Source organism: Ekhidna sp., from assembly GCF_039960695.1.
Lineage (GTDB): Bacteria > Bacteroidota > Bacteroidia > Cytophagales > Cyclobacteriaceae > Ekhidna.
On record NZ_JBDVKP010000004.1, the window covers coordinates 391,928 to 407,183 of the forward strand.

The 15,256-nt window shown below is 40.0% G+C and carries 17 protein-coding genes; 15 read left to right on the plus strand and 2 right to left on the minus strand.

Annotated features, from left to right (window positions below):
• Positions 1 to 143: 143 nt before the first annotated feature.
• The 5 genes from ABJG98_RS02455 (at position 144) to ABJG98_RS02475 (ending at position 4,576) form a co-directional block, all read left to right on the plus strand.
• Positions 144 to 470: a helix-turn-helix transcriptional regulator gene (locus tag ABJG98_RS02455; protein ID WP_348277873.1), complete on the plus strand. Its 327-nt coding sequence runs from the start codon at positions 144 to 146 to the stop codon at positions 468 to 470.
• Entirely contained in the window at positions 467 to 3,106 is a 2,640-nt protein-coding gene (locus ABJG98_RS02460; RefSeq protein ID WP_348277874.1) for an ABC transporter permease, read from the plus strand. Before ABJG98_RS02455 ends, ABJG98_RS02460 begins: the two co-directional genes overlap by 4 nt.
• Positions 3,107 to 3,182: 76 nt before the next feature.
• A complete protein-coding gene (locus tag ABJG98_RS02465; protein ID WP_348277875.1) occupies positions 3,183 to 3,500 on the plus strand; it encodes a metalloregulator ArsR/SmtB family transcription factor in 318 nt (105 codons plus the stop codon).
• Between the two features lie 8 nt (positions 3,501 to 3,508).
• Positions 3,509 to 4,030, plus strand: a complete 522-nt coding sequence (locus ABJG98_RS02470; RefSeq protein WP_348277876.1) for an SRPBCC family protein — start codon at positions 3,509 to 3,511, stop codon at positions 4,028 to 4,030.
• 21 nt (positions 4,031 to 4,051) lie between these two features.
• Positions 4,052 to 4,576 (plus strand): SRPBCC family protein, encoded by a 525-nt coding sequence (locus ABJG98_RS02475; protein WP_348277877.1) that lies wholly within the window; start codon positions 4,052 to 4,054, stop codon positions 4,574 to 4,576.
• On the opposite strand, the gene ABJG98_RS02480 is transcribed toward ABJG98_RS02475, so the two are convergent.
• Positions 4,569 to 5,774: a sterol desaturase family protein gene (locus ABJG98_RS02480; protein ID WP_348277878.1), complete on the minus strand. Its 1,206-nt coding sequence runs from the start codon at positions 5,772 to 5,774 to the stop codon at positions 4,569 to 4,571. The two genes, ABJG98_RS02475 and ABJG98_RS02480, sit on opposite strands and share 8 nt — an antisense overlap.
• Positions 5,775 to 5,785: 11 nt before the next feature.
• Here ABJG98_RS02480 and ABJG98_RS02485 point away from each other — a divergent pair, with 11 nt between their 5' ends.
• The 8 genes from ABJG98_RS02485 (at position 5,786) to ABJG98_RS02520 (ending at position 13,729) form a co-directional block, all read left to right on the plus strand.
• Positions 5,786 to 6,247 carry a hypothetical protein gene (locus tag ABJG98_RS02485; protein ID WP_348277879.1) on the plus strand — a complete coding sequence of 154 codons (462 nt, stop codon included), beginning with the start codon at positions 5,786 to 5,788 and terminating at the stop codon, positions 6,245 to 6,247.
• 224 nt (positions 6,248 to 6,471) lie between these two features.
• Positions 6,472 to 8,337, plus strand: a complete 1,866-nt coding sequence (locus ABJG98_RS02490) for a DNA topoisomerase IV subunit B (protein WP_348277880.1) — start codon at positions 6,472 to 6,474, stop codon at positions 8,335 to 8,337.
• Positions 8,337 to 8,843: a hypothetical protein gene (locus ABJG98_RS02495; protein WP_348277881.1), complete on the plus strand. Its 507-nt coding sequence runs from the start codon at positions 8,337 to 8,339 to the stop codon at positions 8,841 to 8,843. The genes ABJG98_RS02490 and ABJG98_RS02495 overlap by 1 nt, the downstream gene beginning before the upstream one ends.
• A gap of 63 nt (positions 8,844 to 8,906) precedes the next feature.
• Positions 8,907 to 9,524: a SatD family protein gene (locus tag ABJG98_RS02500; RefSeq protein ID WP_348277882.1), complete on the plus strand. Its 618-nt coding sequence runs from the start codon at positions 8,907 to 8,909 to the stop codon at positions 9,522 to 9,524.
• Positions 9,517 to 9,834, plus strand: a complete 318-nt coding sequence (locus tag ABJG98_RS02505) for a hypothetical protein (RefSeq protein ID WP_348277883.1) — start codon at positions 9,517 to 9,519, stop codon at positions 9,832 to 9,834. Before ABJG98_RS02500 ends, ABJG98_RS02505 begins: the two co-directional genes overlap by 8 nt.
• A complete protein-coding gene (locus ABJG98_RS02510; RefSeq protein WP_348277884.1) occupies positions 9,835 to 12,429 on the plus strand; it encodes a DNA gyrase/topoisomerase IV subunit A in 2,595 nt (864 codons plus the stop codon).
• Complete coding sequence (locus ABJG98_RS02515; protein WP_348277885.1) at positions 12,430 to 13,092, plus strand: RNA methyltransferase; 663 nt, start codon at positions 12,430 to 12,432, stop codon at positions 13,090 to 13,092.
• Complete coding sequence (locus tag ABJG98_RS02520; RefSeq protein WP_348277886.1) at positions 13,085 to 13,729, plus strand: ElyC/SanA/YdcF family protein; 645 nt, start codon at positions 13,085 to 13,087, stop codon at positions 13,727 to 13,729. The genes ABJG98_RS02515 and ABJG98_RS02520 overlap by 8 nt, the downstream gene beginning before the upstream one ends.
• On the opposite strand, the gene ABJG98_RS02525 is transcribed toward ABJG98_RS02520, so the two are convergent.
• Positions 13,726 to 14,049: an Hpt domain-containing protein gene (locus tag ABJG98_RS02525; RefSeq protein WP_348277887.1), complete on the minus strand. Its 324-nt coding sequence runs from the start codon at positions 14,047 to 14,049 to the stop codon at positions 13,726 to 13,728. The two genes, ABJG98_RS02520 and ABJG98_RS02525, sit on opposite strands and share 4 nt — an antisense overlap.
• Positions 14,050 to 14,179: 130 nt before the next feature.
• Between ABJG98_RS02525 and ABJG98_RS02530 the strand changes: the two genes are divergently transcribed.
• Positions 14,180 to 14,641: a hypothetical protein gene (locus ABJG98_RS02530; RefSeq protein ID WP_348277888.1), complete on the plus strand. Its 462-nt coding sequence runs from the start codon at positions 14,180 to 14,182 to the stop codon at positions 14,639 to 14,641.
• Between the two features lie 68 nt (positions 14,642 to 14,709).
• Positions 14,710 to 15,255: a rhomboid family intramembrane serine protease gene (locus tag ABJG98_RS02535; RefSeq protein ID WP_348277889.1), complete on the plus strand. Its 546-nt coding sequence runs from the start codon at positions 14,710 to 14,712 to the stop codon at positions 15,253 to 15,255.
• Position 15,256: the final 1 nt, after the last annotated feature.

Genomic DNA, 15,256 nt, shown 5'->3' on the forward strand with positions numbered 1-15,256 from the left:
CAAAGATGATAAAAGGAACGGAGTTTAAGGCATTTGATTAATTGATCTACCCGGGTTTGATAAATTAAATAACATATTTGATTTGCAAATAGGAAATAAATAATTATATATTTGTTTTGTAAATAGGAAATAAATAAGATTTTATGAAACTAGGAGCTTTCGAAGAATTGGTTTTACTCGCAGTAGGTGTATTAGGAGAGGATGCTTATGGGGTTACAATAAAGGAAATTCTCAAAGAGAAAACAGAAAAGAACCCAAGTATTGGTGCATTGCACTCCGCGCTCTACCGACTCGAAGAGAAAGGTTATTTGGAAGCTTCTGAGGGAGGAGCTACTAATGAAAGAGGAGGTAGAAGGAAAAAGTACTACCGACTTACATCTCATGGAATTAAAGTACTGGAGGAAGCTAATGAGCTAAGGATGGCATTCTCAAGAGAAGTGCCAGGACTAAATCTGAATACAAGCTCATGAATATAAAATCAAAACCGCCCAGACTAGCCAGACGAATCCTTCAATGGTTTTGTGATGAACGTGTCCTGGAATTTTTGCAAGGAGACTTGGAAGAACTCTATTTTATCAGACTCAAGCGCTATGGAAAATTCAAGTCTGCTTTTCATTATTTCCTGGATGTGTTCAGCGCCATTCGTCCATTTGCATTTAAACAATCTAGGTCAAACTCAAATATTGCTATGCTTAAAAACTACTTTTTAACCTCAGTCAGAAACTTCGCAAGGAATAAGCGTTACTTTCTGACCAACCTTACAGGACTTACCATAGGGTTAACATGCTTTTCACTTATTGCTTTTTATATCATAAATGAGCTCAGTTACGATCGCTTTCATTTGGATTCAGACAGAATTTATCGCGTAAGTAATGTGGCAGTTATCAATGGAGAGGAAAATAGGGATGCACCTGCCAGTGCCCCACTCGCTTCGGTTTTACTTGAAGAATATCCAGCTGTTGAGCAAGCCGTCAGAATTGTAGAAAGTGATCCAGTCTTACTGGAAGAGTCTGGGAGGAAGTTCATTGAAGATGGGCTACTCTATGTAGATCCATCGTTCTTTCGCGTATTCAATTTCCCATTGATAGATGGCACAGCAGGGACTGTCTTAGAACACCCTCGATCATTGATTCTAACGGAATCCTACGCTAAGAAATACTTTGGAGGGGTGAACCCCATTGGAAAAGAAATAGCTGTGGATACTGATTCCCTCTTTTATATAGTTACCGGCATAATCGCGGATCCAGTAGCTAATTCTCACATTCAATTTGACATGCTGGCTTCATTAAGCACTCTGCCTGATGTAGATAAAGGCAATAATTGGATTGCGAGTCATGCACATACCTACTTAATCCTGAATAATAAAGTAGCCATAGAAGAGATAGAGAAAGACATGAGAAGCATATTCTATAAATACATGGCTCCTCAGATTGAATATTATACCGGTGCATCAATAGGAGAGTGGGAGGCTGCTGGCAATTGGGTAGGATATGAGCTATTCCCTTTGGAAGACATTCATCTCAAGTCCGATTTCGCAAAAGAACTGACTCCAACAGGTAATCTGTCCTATATGTACATCTACGGCGTTATTGGCTTGATCATCTTATGCATTGCCATTTTTAATTACGTAAACATGGCAACGGCACACTCAGCGACTCGAGCGCGTGAGGTTGGTGTTAGGAAAGTGATGGGCTCGACTTGGTCCATGTTGATTAGGCAGTTCATTTTTGAATCAATCTTACTTACCTTATCCGCAGGAATATTAACATGTCTCCTTTCATATACATTAATGCCTTCCTTCCAGGTGATACTCCAAAAACAACTTGCTTTTGGTATCCTTTCGAGCTTTTGGGGTCCCACTGCACTACTGATACTATCAGTATTCGTGGGAATCTTAGCGGGTTCTTATCCGGCATTGGTGTTGTCAAGGTTTCATCCTGTATGGGCCATGAAAGGAACATCTTCATCTTCTAACACCACCGGATGGTTGAGAAACAGTCTAGTGGTCATTCAGTTTGCAGCTTCAATCGTGATTATAATCGTCACTCTCGTGGTTTATAATCAGATTGACTATATGCTCACCAAAAATCTTGGGTTCGACAAAAATCAGGTGCTGGTAATACGCAGGCCTGATGCATTAGGAAATCACCTTGAGGTCTTTAAAAAAGAGATTAAATCGATAGCTAATGTTCAAGATGTTGCCCACACAAAGACTTTGCCAGGAAAGGGATATGACATTCGATCATATCGTCCCGAAAGTCGCTCAGAGACGTTTCTGTTTCCTAATAATTTAGTTGGTTATAAGTATCTGGATGTAATGGATTTAGAATTAGTAGCCGGTCGATTCTTTGAGGAAGAGCATAAGCTGGCAGATATTCACAATGTTGTCCTTAATGAAACTGCTGTTGCTGCACTAGGATTTGAGAACCCTGTCGGTCAAAAACTTACGTCTCCGTGGCACATGGGAGAACCCATTACAATCATAGGTGTGATAAAAGATTACCATGTTGAGTCTCTCCATCAGCCAATAGTCCCTGTTTCATTGGAGCTGATTACCGATAATTCATCGCAATACATAATTGTTAAATTGAGCAGCAGCCAGAATGTAAGAGAAATGATAGAGCAGGTTGATGAACTATGGGCAGACTATACAAATGATCATCCTTTTCAATATTTCTTTTATGATGAAGAATATGAGAAGCTCTATCACAATGAGACAGCTACCGCTAATATTTTTATGGTTTTAGCTTCACTATCAATACTTATTGCATGTCTTGGATTAATTGGTCTCGTTTCGTTTAATATCTCAACTCGAAGGAAAGAAGTAGGTATTCGTAAGGTTTTGGGCGCAAGTACAGCAGCATTGGTTTGGTTACTTTCAAATGGCATGATCAGAACAACCGTTATAGCGACGCTTGTATCTTGGCCAGTCGGTTATTTCTCAATCAATTATTGGCTTCAAAATTTTTCCGAACGTACAGTAATTAATCCATGGAGCTTCATTGTTTCTACGATTATAGTACTTGTTGTTGGAGCAGCAGCAATCAGTTTTCAAACTATCAGAGCCTCGCTTAGTAATCCTATTGAGAGCTTGAGACAAGAATAGTCATCTAAATTAATCTTTTAAATACGTAACCATTTGGTTTCTTTTGTGTATACTTGTAACCAAAAGGTTTCATATTATGCGACGAGACGTATTTCAGGCTATAGCTGATCCTACCAGGCGAGAGATCATCGGATTGGTTTCTCATCACTCAAGGAATGTCAATGAGTTGGCTGACAATTTTGAGATGAGCAGACCAGCTGTTTCAAAACATGTTCGCATTCTCAAAGAATGCGGTTTGGTAACCATTGAAAAGAAGGGAAGGGAGCGCTATTGCCATGCGCAGCTAGATAAGCTTGGAGAGATCGCCTTATGGGTACATCAATACAGACGCTTCTGGAATGCAAGTCTGGATACGTTGGAAGCCTTATTAAAAGAAGATTCAAACAAAAAGTAATAGCTACTATGAATACGTACGGAAAACTAATCAATGACCACACGCTGGAATTTGAACGATTACTACCCGGACCGATAGATCGGGTCTGGGAATATATAACGGATGCTGATAAGCGCGCATTATGGTTTGCCGGTGGCAATATGGACAGTCATCATGGAGGGAAAGTAGAATATCAATTCGACCATAAACGACTTTCTCCGGAACCTGACCCGATACCGGATAAGTACAAAGACCTTGAAGGTGGCATGACATCAGTAGCTGACGTACTTACGTACGATCCACCTCATTTACTAATTATCGGATGGGAAGGAGGAGAGGTCACCTTCAAGCTTGAAGAATTTAATGATCAGGTAAAGTTGACATTAACGCATTCCAATTTACCAACGGATAGAGAAAAGCGTGTCGGAACAATGGCTGGCTGGCATACCCACTTGGATATTCTGGTTGATCGTGTAACCGGAAAGGATCCCAAAGGATTTTGGGGAGTACATGCGAGAATGGAAATAGAGTACACAAAGAAATTCTTCTAAAACAACATAAACTAATGTGAAATGATGAATAAATACGGAAAGCTGGTAGCGCCAACAACTCTACAATTTGAGCGGTTACTACCAGGACCTATCGAACGCGTTTGGGACTACCTGACCGATGCTGAAAAAAGAGCCAAATGGTTTTGTGGTGGATCGACAGGATTAAGCCCAGAAGATGAGATTAAATTCATTTTTTATAACTCTCAACTCGGGTCGCCTACCAAGCCAACTCCGGAAAAGTATAAAGATTATGGAGATGGATTTGAATCTAAGGCTGTCGTCATCCGATCTGAGAAACCCAATCTCTTTGTCATTGAATGGGAAGGTGTGGTCACTTTTGCACTCATTGAGGACGGAGAAATGGTGAAATTGACACTTACTCACGAAAAGCTGCAAGACTTAAAAGAGACTCGAGTTGGAACTTTAGCAGGTTGGCATACTCATCTGGATATTCTGGTTGATCAGCTAAATAACAGGGAGTCTAAAGGCTTCTGGTCTACTCATATGGACTTTGAGGACGAATATGCTTCAAGATTGACTAACTAAGCCTTTGTGCGCTATTTAGCCATATTCCAAACAGCAACACGAATCCTCCTGCAATCAAAAAGGAACTTGTGCCCCCAATTAGAAATACAATGATGACAGCTGAAGCCACCAGCCTTAGATACTCTGACGGAATCCACTTTCTGCGATTCTCCATAAGAATGCCAAGCTGAGCAATGGACCACATGATATAGCCAACCAAGGCAAGCTTCGTATTGAAATCATAATTAGCTTGAGTGAATAGAAATAACGCGGTAAAGGTGAGAACCAAAACGAACTGCACAAATACATACCGGATCATGGGCATGTGTGGGTGCACGTCATATTTGCGATAAGTTTCTTTGTCAACTTCCGGTGCTACCTGGTAGCCTCCTAGTTCTGCTGGCTGCCAGCCAGGTTTGTAGAAAAGCACTTTAAGCTTGTTCCAAAATCCAGGTGTCACTTTTACCTGATTGGTCATATCTACAATAGGAAGTACGTTTGCCCAAACCGGATTCCAGGTATTCGTAGGTTTGGTTACGCCGTATGTTGGCTTTTCTTCTTCCGCCTGAAATGTACCAAACATGCGGTCCCATATCATCAATGTTCCCGCATGGTTGCGATCGATGTATTTTGGATTACGTCCGTGATGAACCCGATGATGAGAGGGTGTATTAAAAAGGAATTCAAACCATTTCGGGAGTTTCTCTATTGCTTCAGTATGTATCCAGAATTGATAAATCAAGTTGATTCCTTTCACCGCAAGAAACGCATACGCGTTGAATCCAATCAATGCCAATGGCAAATAAAAGACCATCGAAAACGCACCGCCGAAGGAAGACTGCCGAAGTGCTACAGACAAGTTATAATCTTCACTTTGGTGATGTACTACATGTGCTGTATTCCAAAGAAAGTTTATCTCATGGCTTGCGCGATGGAACCAATAATAACAAAGGTCCACCAACAGAAAGAGAACCAGGTAGCTCCACCAGGTGTTGGGTATTTGCGAGATAGACCAATAGGTATATACATACTGATACATACCTACCGAAATAACTCCCCATATGGCATTGGTTACTTGTGAAGATATCCCACAACTGATGTTAGAAATCGCATCGTTTGTTCGATAAATTTTGGCCTTCTTAATCAGCTGATAGACCAACTCAAAACCGATTAGCAAAAAGTAAAGAGGAATGGAAAGAATAACTGGGTTGAGATCCATATTCAAATTTAATGATTGAGCGCCATTATGTTCTACTGGTCATTACATTTGCAGCCATGATCAAAGCGATAAAAGTTTTTAATTCCATTTCGGTTTTACTATTCTCGGTCATTCTCCTTTTAGTGTATGCTTACTTACCCATAATGGTCGACCTCAATGTAGAAGGAGTGAAGGACCTGCACAAGCAAACATTCTTCTATTATGCTTTTGGAAGTTTCGTCATAGTCAACCTCATTGTTCGAATTGGAGTAACGCTTGGCTCACGGAAATTACCTGAAAATTTGGCGGCCTGGATACGCGCAATTCTATTCATCATTAATTTCTATTTAGCCTCAATGATTGGCTTCATTGGAGTGATAAATAATACCGGACATATCAATCCTTCCAGCTTCGGCTACCTCAACTTTATAGGCCCAATTTTTTTACTGGTCTGGGGTGTTGGACTGATTTTTTTTCTCTTTAAAAAGAAATAGAACTCACTCTATTTCAGTTTATTAAATTGACTTATTTCAAGTAAAGGTACCTTCGAAGCTTAGGTTGTTACGTGTAAGTGTTGGATTTTTATCATTACTTTGGATTTCGATTAAAACTTGATTGATGTCGCCCAGAGCTTTTTGAGAGGTTTGATCGAAAACAACGGATTTAATAGATGCTGAAATAAATTCAACACGACACAATACAAAGAAAGTACACGTAGATGGCTGAAGCGATATATACCGAAGATAGTATCAAATCACTGGACTGGAAAGAGCACATCCGACTGAGACCAGGTATGTACATTGGTAAGTTAGGAGACGGCAGCTCTCCAGACGATGGGATTTATGTTTTGGTAAAAGAGATCATTGATAATAGCATTGATGAACACATGATGGGACATGGCCGCACCATTGATGTGAAGGTGACCGACCATCGAGTGACGGTTCGTGATTATGGACGAGGTATACCTCTTGGAAAAGTTGTAGACTGTGTGAGCAAAATTAACACTGGAGGCAAGTATGATTCAGGTGCTTTTCAAAAATCAGTGGGGCTTAATGGTGTTGGTACCAAAGCCGTAAACGCACTCTCGAATTACTTTAAAGTACAAAGCTACAGAGACGGTGAAACTAAGGTTGCAGAGTTTGAAAGAGGAGTGGTTACAACCGATTCAAAAGTTCAAAAAGCGGAAGGTAGAAATGGAACTCAAATCATCTTTGAGCCGGACGATTCAGTCTTTAAGAATTATCATTTCATTCCTGAGTATCTGGACAATTTGATGTGGAACTATGCCTACTTAAATGCCGGGCTGACCATTGTGCTAAATGGTAAAAAGTATCACTCCGAAAATGGCCTTAAGGATCTTCTGACCAATAAGGCAGATATTGAAAATTTGCGTTATCCGATCATTCATTTGAAAGGCGAGGACATTGAAGTTGCAATAACCCACGCGAATCAATACGGCGAAGAATATTACTCATTTGTGAATGGTCAGTACACCACGCAAGGAGGTACACATTTGGCTGCTTTTAGAGAGGCATTAGTAAAGACCGTACGTGAATTTTATGGAAAGAACTTTGAGGCTTCTGATGTGAGAAGCGCCATCGTTGGTGCAATCGCCGTGAGAGTACAAGAGCCTGTGTTTGAAAGCCAGACCAAAACCAAGCTTGGTTCTCAAAATGTGGGACCGGAAGGACCTACTATGCGAACGTTTGTCAATGACTTTGTAAAAAAAGAGCTTGATAATTTCCTCCATAGAAATTCCGATACTGCCGATGCGCTACTCAAACGGATTCAGCAATCTGAGCGTGAGCGCAAGGAAATAGCTGGAATAAAGAAGCTTGCCAATGAGCGAGCAAAGAAGGCCAACCTTCACAATAAGAAACTACGAGACTGTCGTATTCACTTCAATGACAAGAAAGGAGATGATGCGATCAAGGATGAGACAATGGTCTTCATCACCGAAGGTGACTCAGCCAGTGGATCCATTACCAAATCAAGAAATGTACAGACTCAGGCAGTCTTTTCCTTAAGAGGTAAGCCATTCAACTGTTTCGGACATACAAAGAAGGTAGTTTACGAAAATGAAGAATTTAACTTACTACAGCACGCGCTGAATATAGAAGACGGACTTGAAGGTTTACGCTATAGAAAGATCGTAATCGCCACAGATGCGGATGTAGATGGTATGCACATCCGCTTGCTTCTGCTTACATACTTCCTACAGTTCTTTCCAGAGCTAGTTAGAAATAACCATATTTTCATCCTCGAAACACCTTTGTTCCGAGTTCGAAATAAGAAAGAGACGATCTATTGCTACTCAGAAGAGGAGCGTAGAAAAGCGATAGCTAAACTTGGAAATAAACCAGAAATCACCCGATTCAAAGGATTAGGAGAGATTAGTCCTGGAGAATTTGCTGAGTTTATTGGTGATAATATCAGACTAGATCCGGTTATTCTGCAGAAGGATACAAGCATTCAGGACTTGTTGACTTTCTATATGGGAAAGAATACACCTGACCGTCAACAGTTCATTATAGATAAACTACGAGTAGAAAAGGATTTGATGGAAGAGGTTGAAGCTGCTTAATGGAGCGCTCTAAGTCCTTGTCGATACAATCAATAAAGCGTTACAAGATATTCACAGCCAGTGTGCTTTCGCTGATAATGCTGGCTTATATCTACATTATGGGGTTTAGTGATAACTGGACTAGTAGGCTGATTGCAGTCAGTTACATCGTGTTGGGTGTTTTTGTGTACTGGCCAAGAGTAAGGGATTTTCTAAAAAAGATTAAAGAAGTGTCCTACGATAAGGAAAATCTTTATGTGAGGGAAGGAGAATATGAAATACAAATACCTTTTTATGAGGTTAAGGACATTGAAATCATGAGTTTAGATGGGTTATATAAGTTTACCTTATATCATTATGATCAATTTGGCAATGAAGTGATCTGCAAACCGTCGCTTTGGTATCCTTTAAACTACAAGAAAATTGATGCCGAACTTAATCGAATTAGGTCTCTAGTTCGGAAAGCTCATCACGACTATAAAGATAAAATAGGCTCTGATCACGGTTTACCCAGTCATTTATTGTAATATTTATGCAAATAATTACTTTTTGTAAAAAAAACACAATAACTTGGTTTTTGTAAATAAGTTATGAATAGGTTCATTCTAATGGCGGATATCGTGAGTAGTCACGAAAAGGATGGTAAGGCATTAATGTCGGACTTCCAGGTGCTTGTCCAGTGGACTAACAAGATATATGGCGATTCAATTGAATCGCCGTTGACAATAACCCTTGGAGACGAGTTTCAGGGAATCGTATCATCAGCATCTAAAGGTTTGGATATCATTCTAGCGATGGAAGAGTATATTCTGGAAGAGGAGTTTGATTTTAAGCTACGCTATGTTCTGAATGAAGGTGAAGTTGAAACGCCTATAAATAAAGACAAAGCCTATGAAATGCTAGGCCCAGGACTTACAGAAGCTCGCAAGATGTTAAATGAAATGAAGAAAGAAAACGGACGTTTTTTACTTTCTATCGAAGCGAGTGATCAGATCAATAAGATGATGAAGATCACGCAGCATTTCATTGATGGTTGGCATCCAAAAGACAGAAGTACAGTTTCAGGATTCTTGCAGGGGCATGATTATAAAGCAATGGCTAAAATCGAATCGAAAGATGAATCCACCTTGTGGAGAAGAAGGAAAAGCCTGGCGATAGATGAGTATATATTATGTAAGGAAGTCATACACCACTTGATAGATGGATAGTTATTTGTATCAAAGTGCCATTTTCGTCATCGGCGAGCTTATAGCATTGGTGATCTTTTTTCTGGTTACTAAAATGTTTAGACGTTCGCTTACGCTAAGCAGCGTATTGCGTGGTGCATTAGAAAGAGGATTTCTATTCATCATATTGTTGGTGAACCTGCCACAAGGGATGGCATTCTTCGGTGCGCTTAAAATAGCCACTCGTCTCAAAGACGATGACAAGATTTCAAATGACTATTTCCTGGTAGGAAATCTAGTCTCAGTTTTAATAGTAGTAGGGTATTACCTAAAAAGTCAATATTTTTTTTAAATGGGAGAAGAACACGAAAACGAGAAAGAAATACATGACGTCATTCCGATATCAGGAATGTATGAAAACTGGTTTCTGGATTATGCATCTTATGTAATCCTGGAGCGAGCCGTCCCGGCAATTAATGATGGATTGAAGCCAGTACAACGGCGGATATTACATGCCATGAAAGAGATGGATGATGGTCGATACAATAAAGTCGCCAATATCATAGGTAGTGCCATGCAATATCACCCACATGGGGATGCTTCCATTGGAGATGCCATCGTGAATCTTGGTCAAAAGGATCTTTTGATAGACACTCAAGGTAACTGGGGAGATGTACGGACAGGCGATTCTGCTGCAGCCGCTCGATACATTGAGGCGCGCCTTTCAAAGTTTGCGCTGGAAGTTATTTTCAACCCTCAGACCACTAAATGGCAGCTTTCATACGATGGACGAAAGAAAGAACCTGTTACATTCCCAGTTAAGTTTCCACTGCTATTGGCACAAGGTGTTGAAGGTATTGCGGTTGGTCTATCTACGAAAATGCTGCCCCACAATTTTTGTGAAATATTGGAAGGATGCATAGCTACATTAAAAGGTAAGAAGGTCAAATTATTCCCAGATTTTCTAACAGGTGGAAAAATTGATGTCAGCGATTATAACGATGGAAAACGAGGCGGTAAAGTACGCGTGAGGGCTGCGATAGAAGAATTAGATAAATCTACGTTGGTAATCAAAGACATCCCTTATGGAACCACCACTACTTCGCTCATCGAATCTATTGTTAAAGCCAACGACAAAGGCAAGATCAAAATCAAGCAAGTAGTCGATAACACTGCCAAGGATATTGAGATATTGGTAAGCCTGGCTTCCGGAATATCTCCAGATATCACCATGGATGCACTTTATGCATTTACAGACTGTGAAGTATCTATTTCTCCAAACGCTTGTGTAATCGTCGATGATAAGCCAATGTTTTTGGGTATATCCGAAATTCTAACACAATCGGTCGATCAGACAACAGATCTGCTAAAGCAAGAGCTTGAAATCGAAAAAGCAGAACTGAAAGAGAAAATTTTCTTCAGCAACCTGCTCAAGATATTCATTAATGAAGGCATGTATAAACATTCGGATTATGAAAATTCGGGTGACTTGCAGAAATGCTATGAAGTCTTAAATGTCCTATTTACCCCATTTTTTGATACGTTCTATCGTGAGATTACCAATGAAGATTACAAACGTCTCATTGATAAACCACTGAGCAGTATTACCCGATTTGATACCAGCAAGGTAGATGCGCAAATTCAGGATCTTTCAGATCAAATAGGAAAGGTTGATCATCACCTGGATAACCTCACGGATTACGCCATTGCCTACTATCAAAACTTGTTGACCAAGTATGGAAAGGACAGAGAGCGCAAAACGGAGATTACCAACTTCGACACCATCAATGTAACAGTGGTTGCAGCCAACAACGCCAAGCTGTACGTAAACAGACAGGATGGTTTCATAGGTTATGGGTTGAAAAAAGATGAATTTGTTAGTGACTGTTCCGATATAGATGACATTATCGCCTTTACGAAGGACGGCAAATGTGTAGTCACCAAGATTCAGGATAAGACCTTTGTGGGGAAAGACATTCTGCATGTAGGTGTTTTCAAGAAGAACGATGAACGCATGGTCTACAACATGTCCTATGTAGATGCAAAGTCTGGAAATTCATACGTGAAACGTTTCCAAGTGCTATCTGTGACAAGAGATCGCGAGTATGACTTGACCAAAGGAGGAAAAGGAAAGGTGCATTACTTTACCGCTAATCCAAATGGCGAAGCTGAGATTGTCACAGTTTCTTTAACTCAAGCCAGTAAAGCGCGTAAGAAAGTATTTGATTTTGACTTCTCAGAAATAGAGATCAAAGGACGGGGAGCTGGTGGTAATATTCTTACCAAGCATCCGGTGAGAAAAGTAGTATTGAAAGAGGAAGGAAAGTCGACACTTGGAGGTGTTGACATCTGGTATGATCCAACAGTAGGTCGATTGAATAGAGAAGAGCGAGGTAACCATCTTGGAAACTTTATGTCTGATAATCAGATAGTTGCTTTTTACAAGGATGGGAGCTATGAAACTACCTCATTCGAGTTGACTAACCATTATGATTTCAACAATGTGATGGGCATTTACAAGCTGGATAATGATGACTCTTTTAACGCGATTCACTACGATGGTGATTCCAAAACTTATTTTGTGAAGCGCTTTATTATCGAGACGAATACCCCGAATAAAAAATTCCCGTTTGTGACAGAAGCAAAAAGTTCTAAACTGGTATTCATTTCTAAAGGCATAGAAACCGACGTGGAAGTGACCTACAAGGATGGTCGAAAACATGAAAAAAAGAAGCTGGACCTCATGAGTCTCATAGACATCAAAGGCTGGAAAGCGATCGGTAACAAGCTTCCTGTGCAGCAAGTAATAACTGTTGATCTTATTAGAGATGAATTGCCATCTGAAAAAGTAAAAATTGATTTGGAGGCGATAAAAAGCACAATACAGACTGAAGTGGAAGAAGAAGAAAATCAGTTGGGTCTATTCGGAGGTGAAAAGAAAGAGTAGATGGATGCCAAGGCGATTATTGATACGCTGGAAGAATTTGTTTCCGACAATAAGCTTGCTCATATTGAGCGGGTCCTGAATCGCCGAACACGGCATATTACACTGATATTCGAAGATATAGATAAGCCACACAATGTGAGCGCTGTTTTGAGAACAGCCGAATGCATGGGCATTCAGGACTTACATTTCATCAAAAACAAAAACGAGTATTCAGTCAATACCGCGATCACTCAGGGAGCAGCCAAATGGGTAACAATGCATCATTACAGTCGGTCGAATGATAATGTAGCAGACTGCTTTGAATCTTTAAAAAAGGATGGATACAAAGTTTATGCTACATCTTTGAATGAAACCTCCAGATCTATCTCTGATTTAGATCCCAATCAAAAAACAGCCATCGTATTTGGTACAGAAGCAGATGGTATTACAGAAGAAGCAGGGGAGAAAGCAGATGGATTTGTTCATATCCCAATGAGTGGATTTACTGAAAGTTTCAACCTATCTGTAAGCGCCGCTATATGCTTGACCGTACTGAAATCAATGCTAGGAGAATGGCCATCACTTTCGGCACAAGAAAAATTGAACTTGCGAGCTGAATGGTACCGCAAGATTGTTCGTGAGGCAGACCTGATTTTAAAGTCCAAGGGGGTGGTTTATGAATAATAAAATAAGAAAACTTATTCGTTTAGCTATATGGATTGGGATTAGCTTATTCTTGTTCATTCTAGCTACAAATATCTGGGTGGTACAATCAACGAAAGACTACATTCATAGCGCAAAAGAGGCGCCTGAAAATGATGTAGCGTTGGTACTTGGAACAAGTAAGAGAACTTCAGAAGGCAGGCCCAACCGTTTCTTTGTAGAACGGATGAATATGGCAGCTACGCTTCACTCAATCGATAAGATCAAGCATATACTTGTGAGTGGAGATAATAGAACCAAATATTACAACGAACCTCGGGATATGCTGCTGGCACTTGGTGATCTCAACATCCCAGAAGAAGATATTTCACTTGATTTTGCTGGTTTAAGAACACTTGATTCAGTTGTGCGGTGCAATGAGGTTTTTGGCCAAAATAGAGTAACAATTGTTACGCAAGAGTTTCATTGTTATCGATCGCTTTTCATTGCCAGATATTTTGGAATGAAGGCCATTGCAGTTTCTGCAGATGATGGCGGTCCTATAGGGAATACCCTAGCACTGCGAGAGGTGCTTGCTCGTACAATGGCCGTTCTTGACCTGTATATCTTACAGCGTAAACCCAAGTATCTCGGAGAGGAAGTTAAACTCCCGATTTAAAGATTAGCCCAATCTTTCAATTGTGAAAGAGCATTCTCACATTGTGAAATGATATCTTTAATTGCTTCATCAGTAGCTTTTTCAGGATTGTGTTGGATCTCTTCCAGAGTTTCTGAGCATGAGAGCTGAATCATCTTTGCTGAAGGCTTTAACTGGTGAGCAGACTTAGAGAGATTATCTAAATCATTAGCTGCTAGCTCATCTTTCATTTTTTGAGTTAGCGATTTGTAGGTTGTTTCAAAGGTCTCAATAAATTCAGCTTTGAATTCCTCATCATCTTCACTTAATACTTCTAGATACGTTAAATCAATTTTTTCCATAATTCGCTTAATCCGAAAGATAAAAGTAATAGCATCTAGGTAAAAAACATACCAAAATTTAGGTATCATGTCAGCATCTTCACAGAAATAATTTTGTATTTTCGAGCCGAAAATTTGAAATCCCAAAGGAATGATCCCAGAATTTGAACCACTAAGAGACGATGAGATTCAGGTAATGCTTCAAGCACCTGTATATGTAGCTATTTTAATAGCCGGCGCAGACGGTAAGATTGATAAATCTGAACGACGAGAGGCCATTGACGTGGCACGTAGTAAGCAAAGTAGATCTAGAGAGCAGTTGCACGAGTTCTACAAGCTTGTAGGTGAGCAGTTTGAAGAAAACTTTAATAAGTTGATTGATGAGCTTCCATCAGGTACTGATGCTCGAATCTCAGCGATAACGACTGAGCTAAGAAAATTGAACTTCATTTTACCAAAGGTTGACAAAAACTTCGCCGTAAAATACCAGGCAAGCTTGAAGGATTTGGCTAAGAGAATAGCTGAGGCGTCTGGTGGTGTTCTTGGATACTTATCTGTAAGCTATGAAGAATCTAAGCTCATGGAATTGAAAATGATCAAAGATCTAGCTTAAGCAACTCTAAGATATAATGACCCTGACCTCAGTAATGAGGTCAGGGTTTTTTATTTTAATTTACCCAAATGCATAAGTCAGGAATCGTACCACCTCTCAGGCTCTGCTTCTTTATGTGGCTTGTGTTTACAATTGAGTTTTATTTGAAAGTCGATTTGGGATACCTGGGAATCTACCCAAGATCAATAGCAGGATTGATAGGTGTTGTGATGGCACCATTGCTACACGGAAATTTCAATCACTTAATGTCTAATACCGTACCGCTTTTGGTCTTAGGAGGAAGCTTATTCTTCTTCTTCCCCTCAATCGCATTACGCGTATTTCTGCAATCATATTTTTTTACAAACCTGCTGGTCTGGATCTTTGGTAGACCTTTTTATCACATAGGTGCAAGTGGGCTTATTTATGCCTTGGCATCATTTTTAGTCTTCTATGGGTTGTTTAAACGCAACTTCAAATCTGTAATTATAAGTGTAATCGTCATATTTTCTTATGGTGGAATGGCATATGGCTTATTGTCGCTTGATGATCGCATCAGTTGGGAATCTCATCTCATGGGAGCCATTGTAGGCTTAGTTTCTGCATATACCCTCCGTAGAAATATTAGGATCTAAT

Bases quoted from the DNA above. Each gene is read 5' to 3' on its own strand.
- ABJG98_RS02470 (WP_348277876.1), top strand. From the start codon at position 3,509: ATGAATACGTACGGAAAACTAATCAATGACCACACGCTGGAATTTGAA.
- ABJG98_RS02500 (WP_348277882.1), top strand. From the start codon at position 8,907: ATGAATAGGTTCATTCTAATGGCGGATATCGTGAGTAGTCACGAAAAG.
- ABJG98_RS02525 (WP_348277887.1), bottom strand. From the start codon at position 14,049: ATGGAAAAAATTGATTTAACGTATCTAGAAGTATTAAGTGAAGATGAT.
- ABJG98_RS02535 (WP_348277889.1), top strand. From the start codon at position 14,710: ATGCATAAGTCAGGAATCGTACCACCTCTCAGGCTCTGCTTCTTTATG.
- ABJG98_RS02485 (WP_348277879.1), top strand. From the start codon at position 5,786: ATGATTGAGCGCCATTATGTTCTACTGGTCATTACATTTGCAGCCATG.
- ABJG98_RS02460 (WP_348277874.1), top strand. From the start codon at position 467: ATGAATATAAAATCAAAACCGCCCAGACTAGCCAGACGAATCCTTCAA.
- ABJG98_RS02455 (WP_348277873.1), top strand. From the start codon at position 144: ATGAAACTAGGAGCTTTCGAAGAATTGGTTTTACTCGCAGTAGGTGTA.
- ABJG98_RS02520 (WP_348277886.1), top strand. From the start codon at position 13,085: ATGAATAATAAAATAAGAAAACTTATTCGTTTAGCTATATGGATTGGG.
- ABJG98_RS02465 (WP_348277875.1), top strand. From the start codon at position 3,183: ATGCGACGAGACGTATTTCAGGCTATAGCTGATCCTACCAGGCGAGAG.
- ABJG98_RS02505 (WP_348277883.1), top strand. From the start codon at position 9,517: ATGGATAGTTATTTGTATCAAAGTGCCATTTTCGTCATCGGCGAGCTT.
- ABJG98_RS02515 (WP_348277885.1), top strand. From the start codon at position 12,430: ATGGATGCCAAGGCGATTATTGATACGCTGGAAGAATTTGTTTCCGAC.
- ABJG98_RS02490 (WP_348277880.1), top strand. From the start codon at position 6,472: ATGGCTGAAGCGATATATACCGAAGATAGTATCAAATCACTGGACTGG.
- ABJG98_RS02495 (WP_348277881.1), top strand. From the start codon at position 8,337: ATGGAGCGCTCTAAGTCCTTGTCGATACAATCAATAAAGCGTTACAAG.
- ABJG98_RS02510 (WP_348277884.1), top strand. From the start codon at position 9,835: ATGGGAGAAGAACACGAAAACGAGAAAGAAATACATGACGTCATTCCG.
- ABJG98_RS02530 (WP_348277888.1), top strand. From the start codon at position 14,180: ATGATCCCAGAATTTGAACCACTAAGAGACGATGAGATTCAGGTAATG.
- ABJG98_RS02475 (WP_348277877.1), top strand. From the start codon at position 4,052: ATGATGAATAAATACGGAAAGCTGGTAGCGCCAACAACTCTACAATTT.
- ABJG98_RS02480 (WP_348277878.1), bottom strand. From the start codon at position 5,774: ATGGATCTCAACCCAGTTATTCTTTCCATTCCTCTTTACTTTTTGCTA.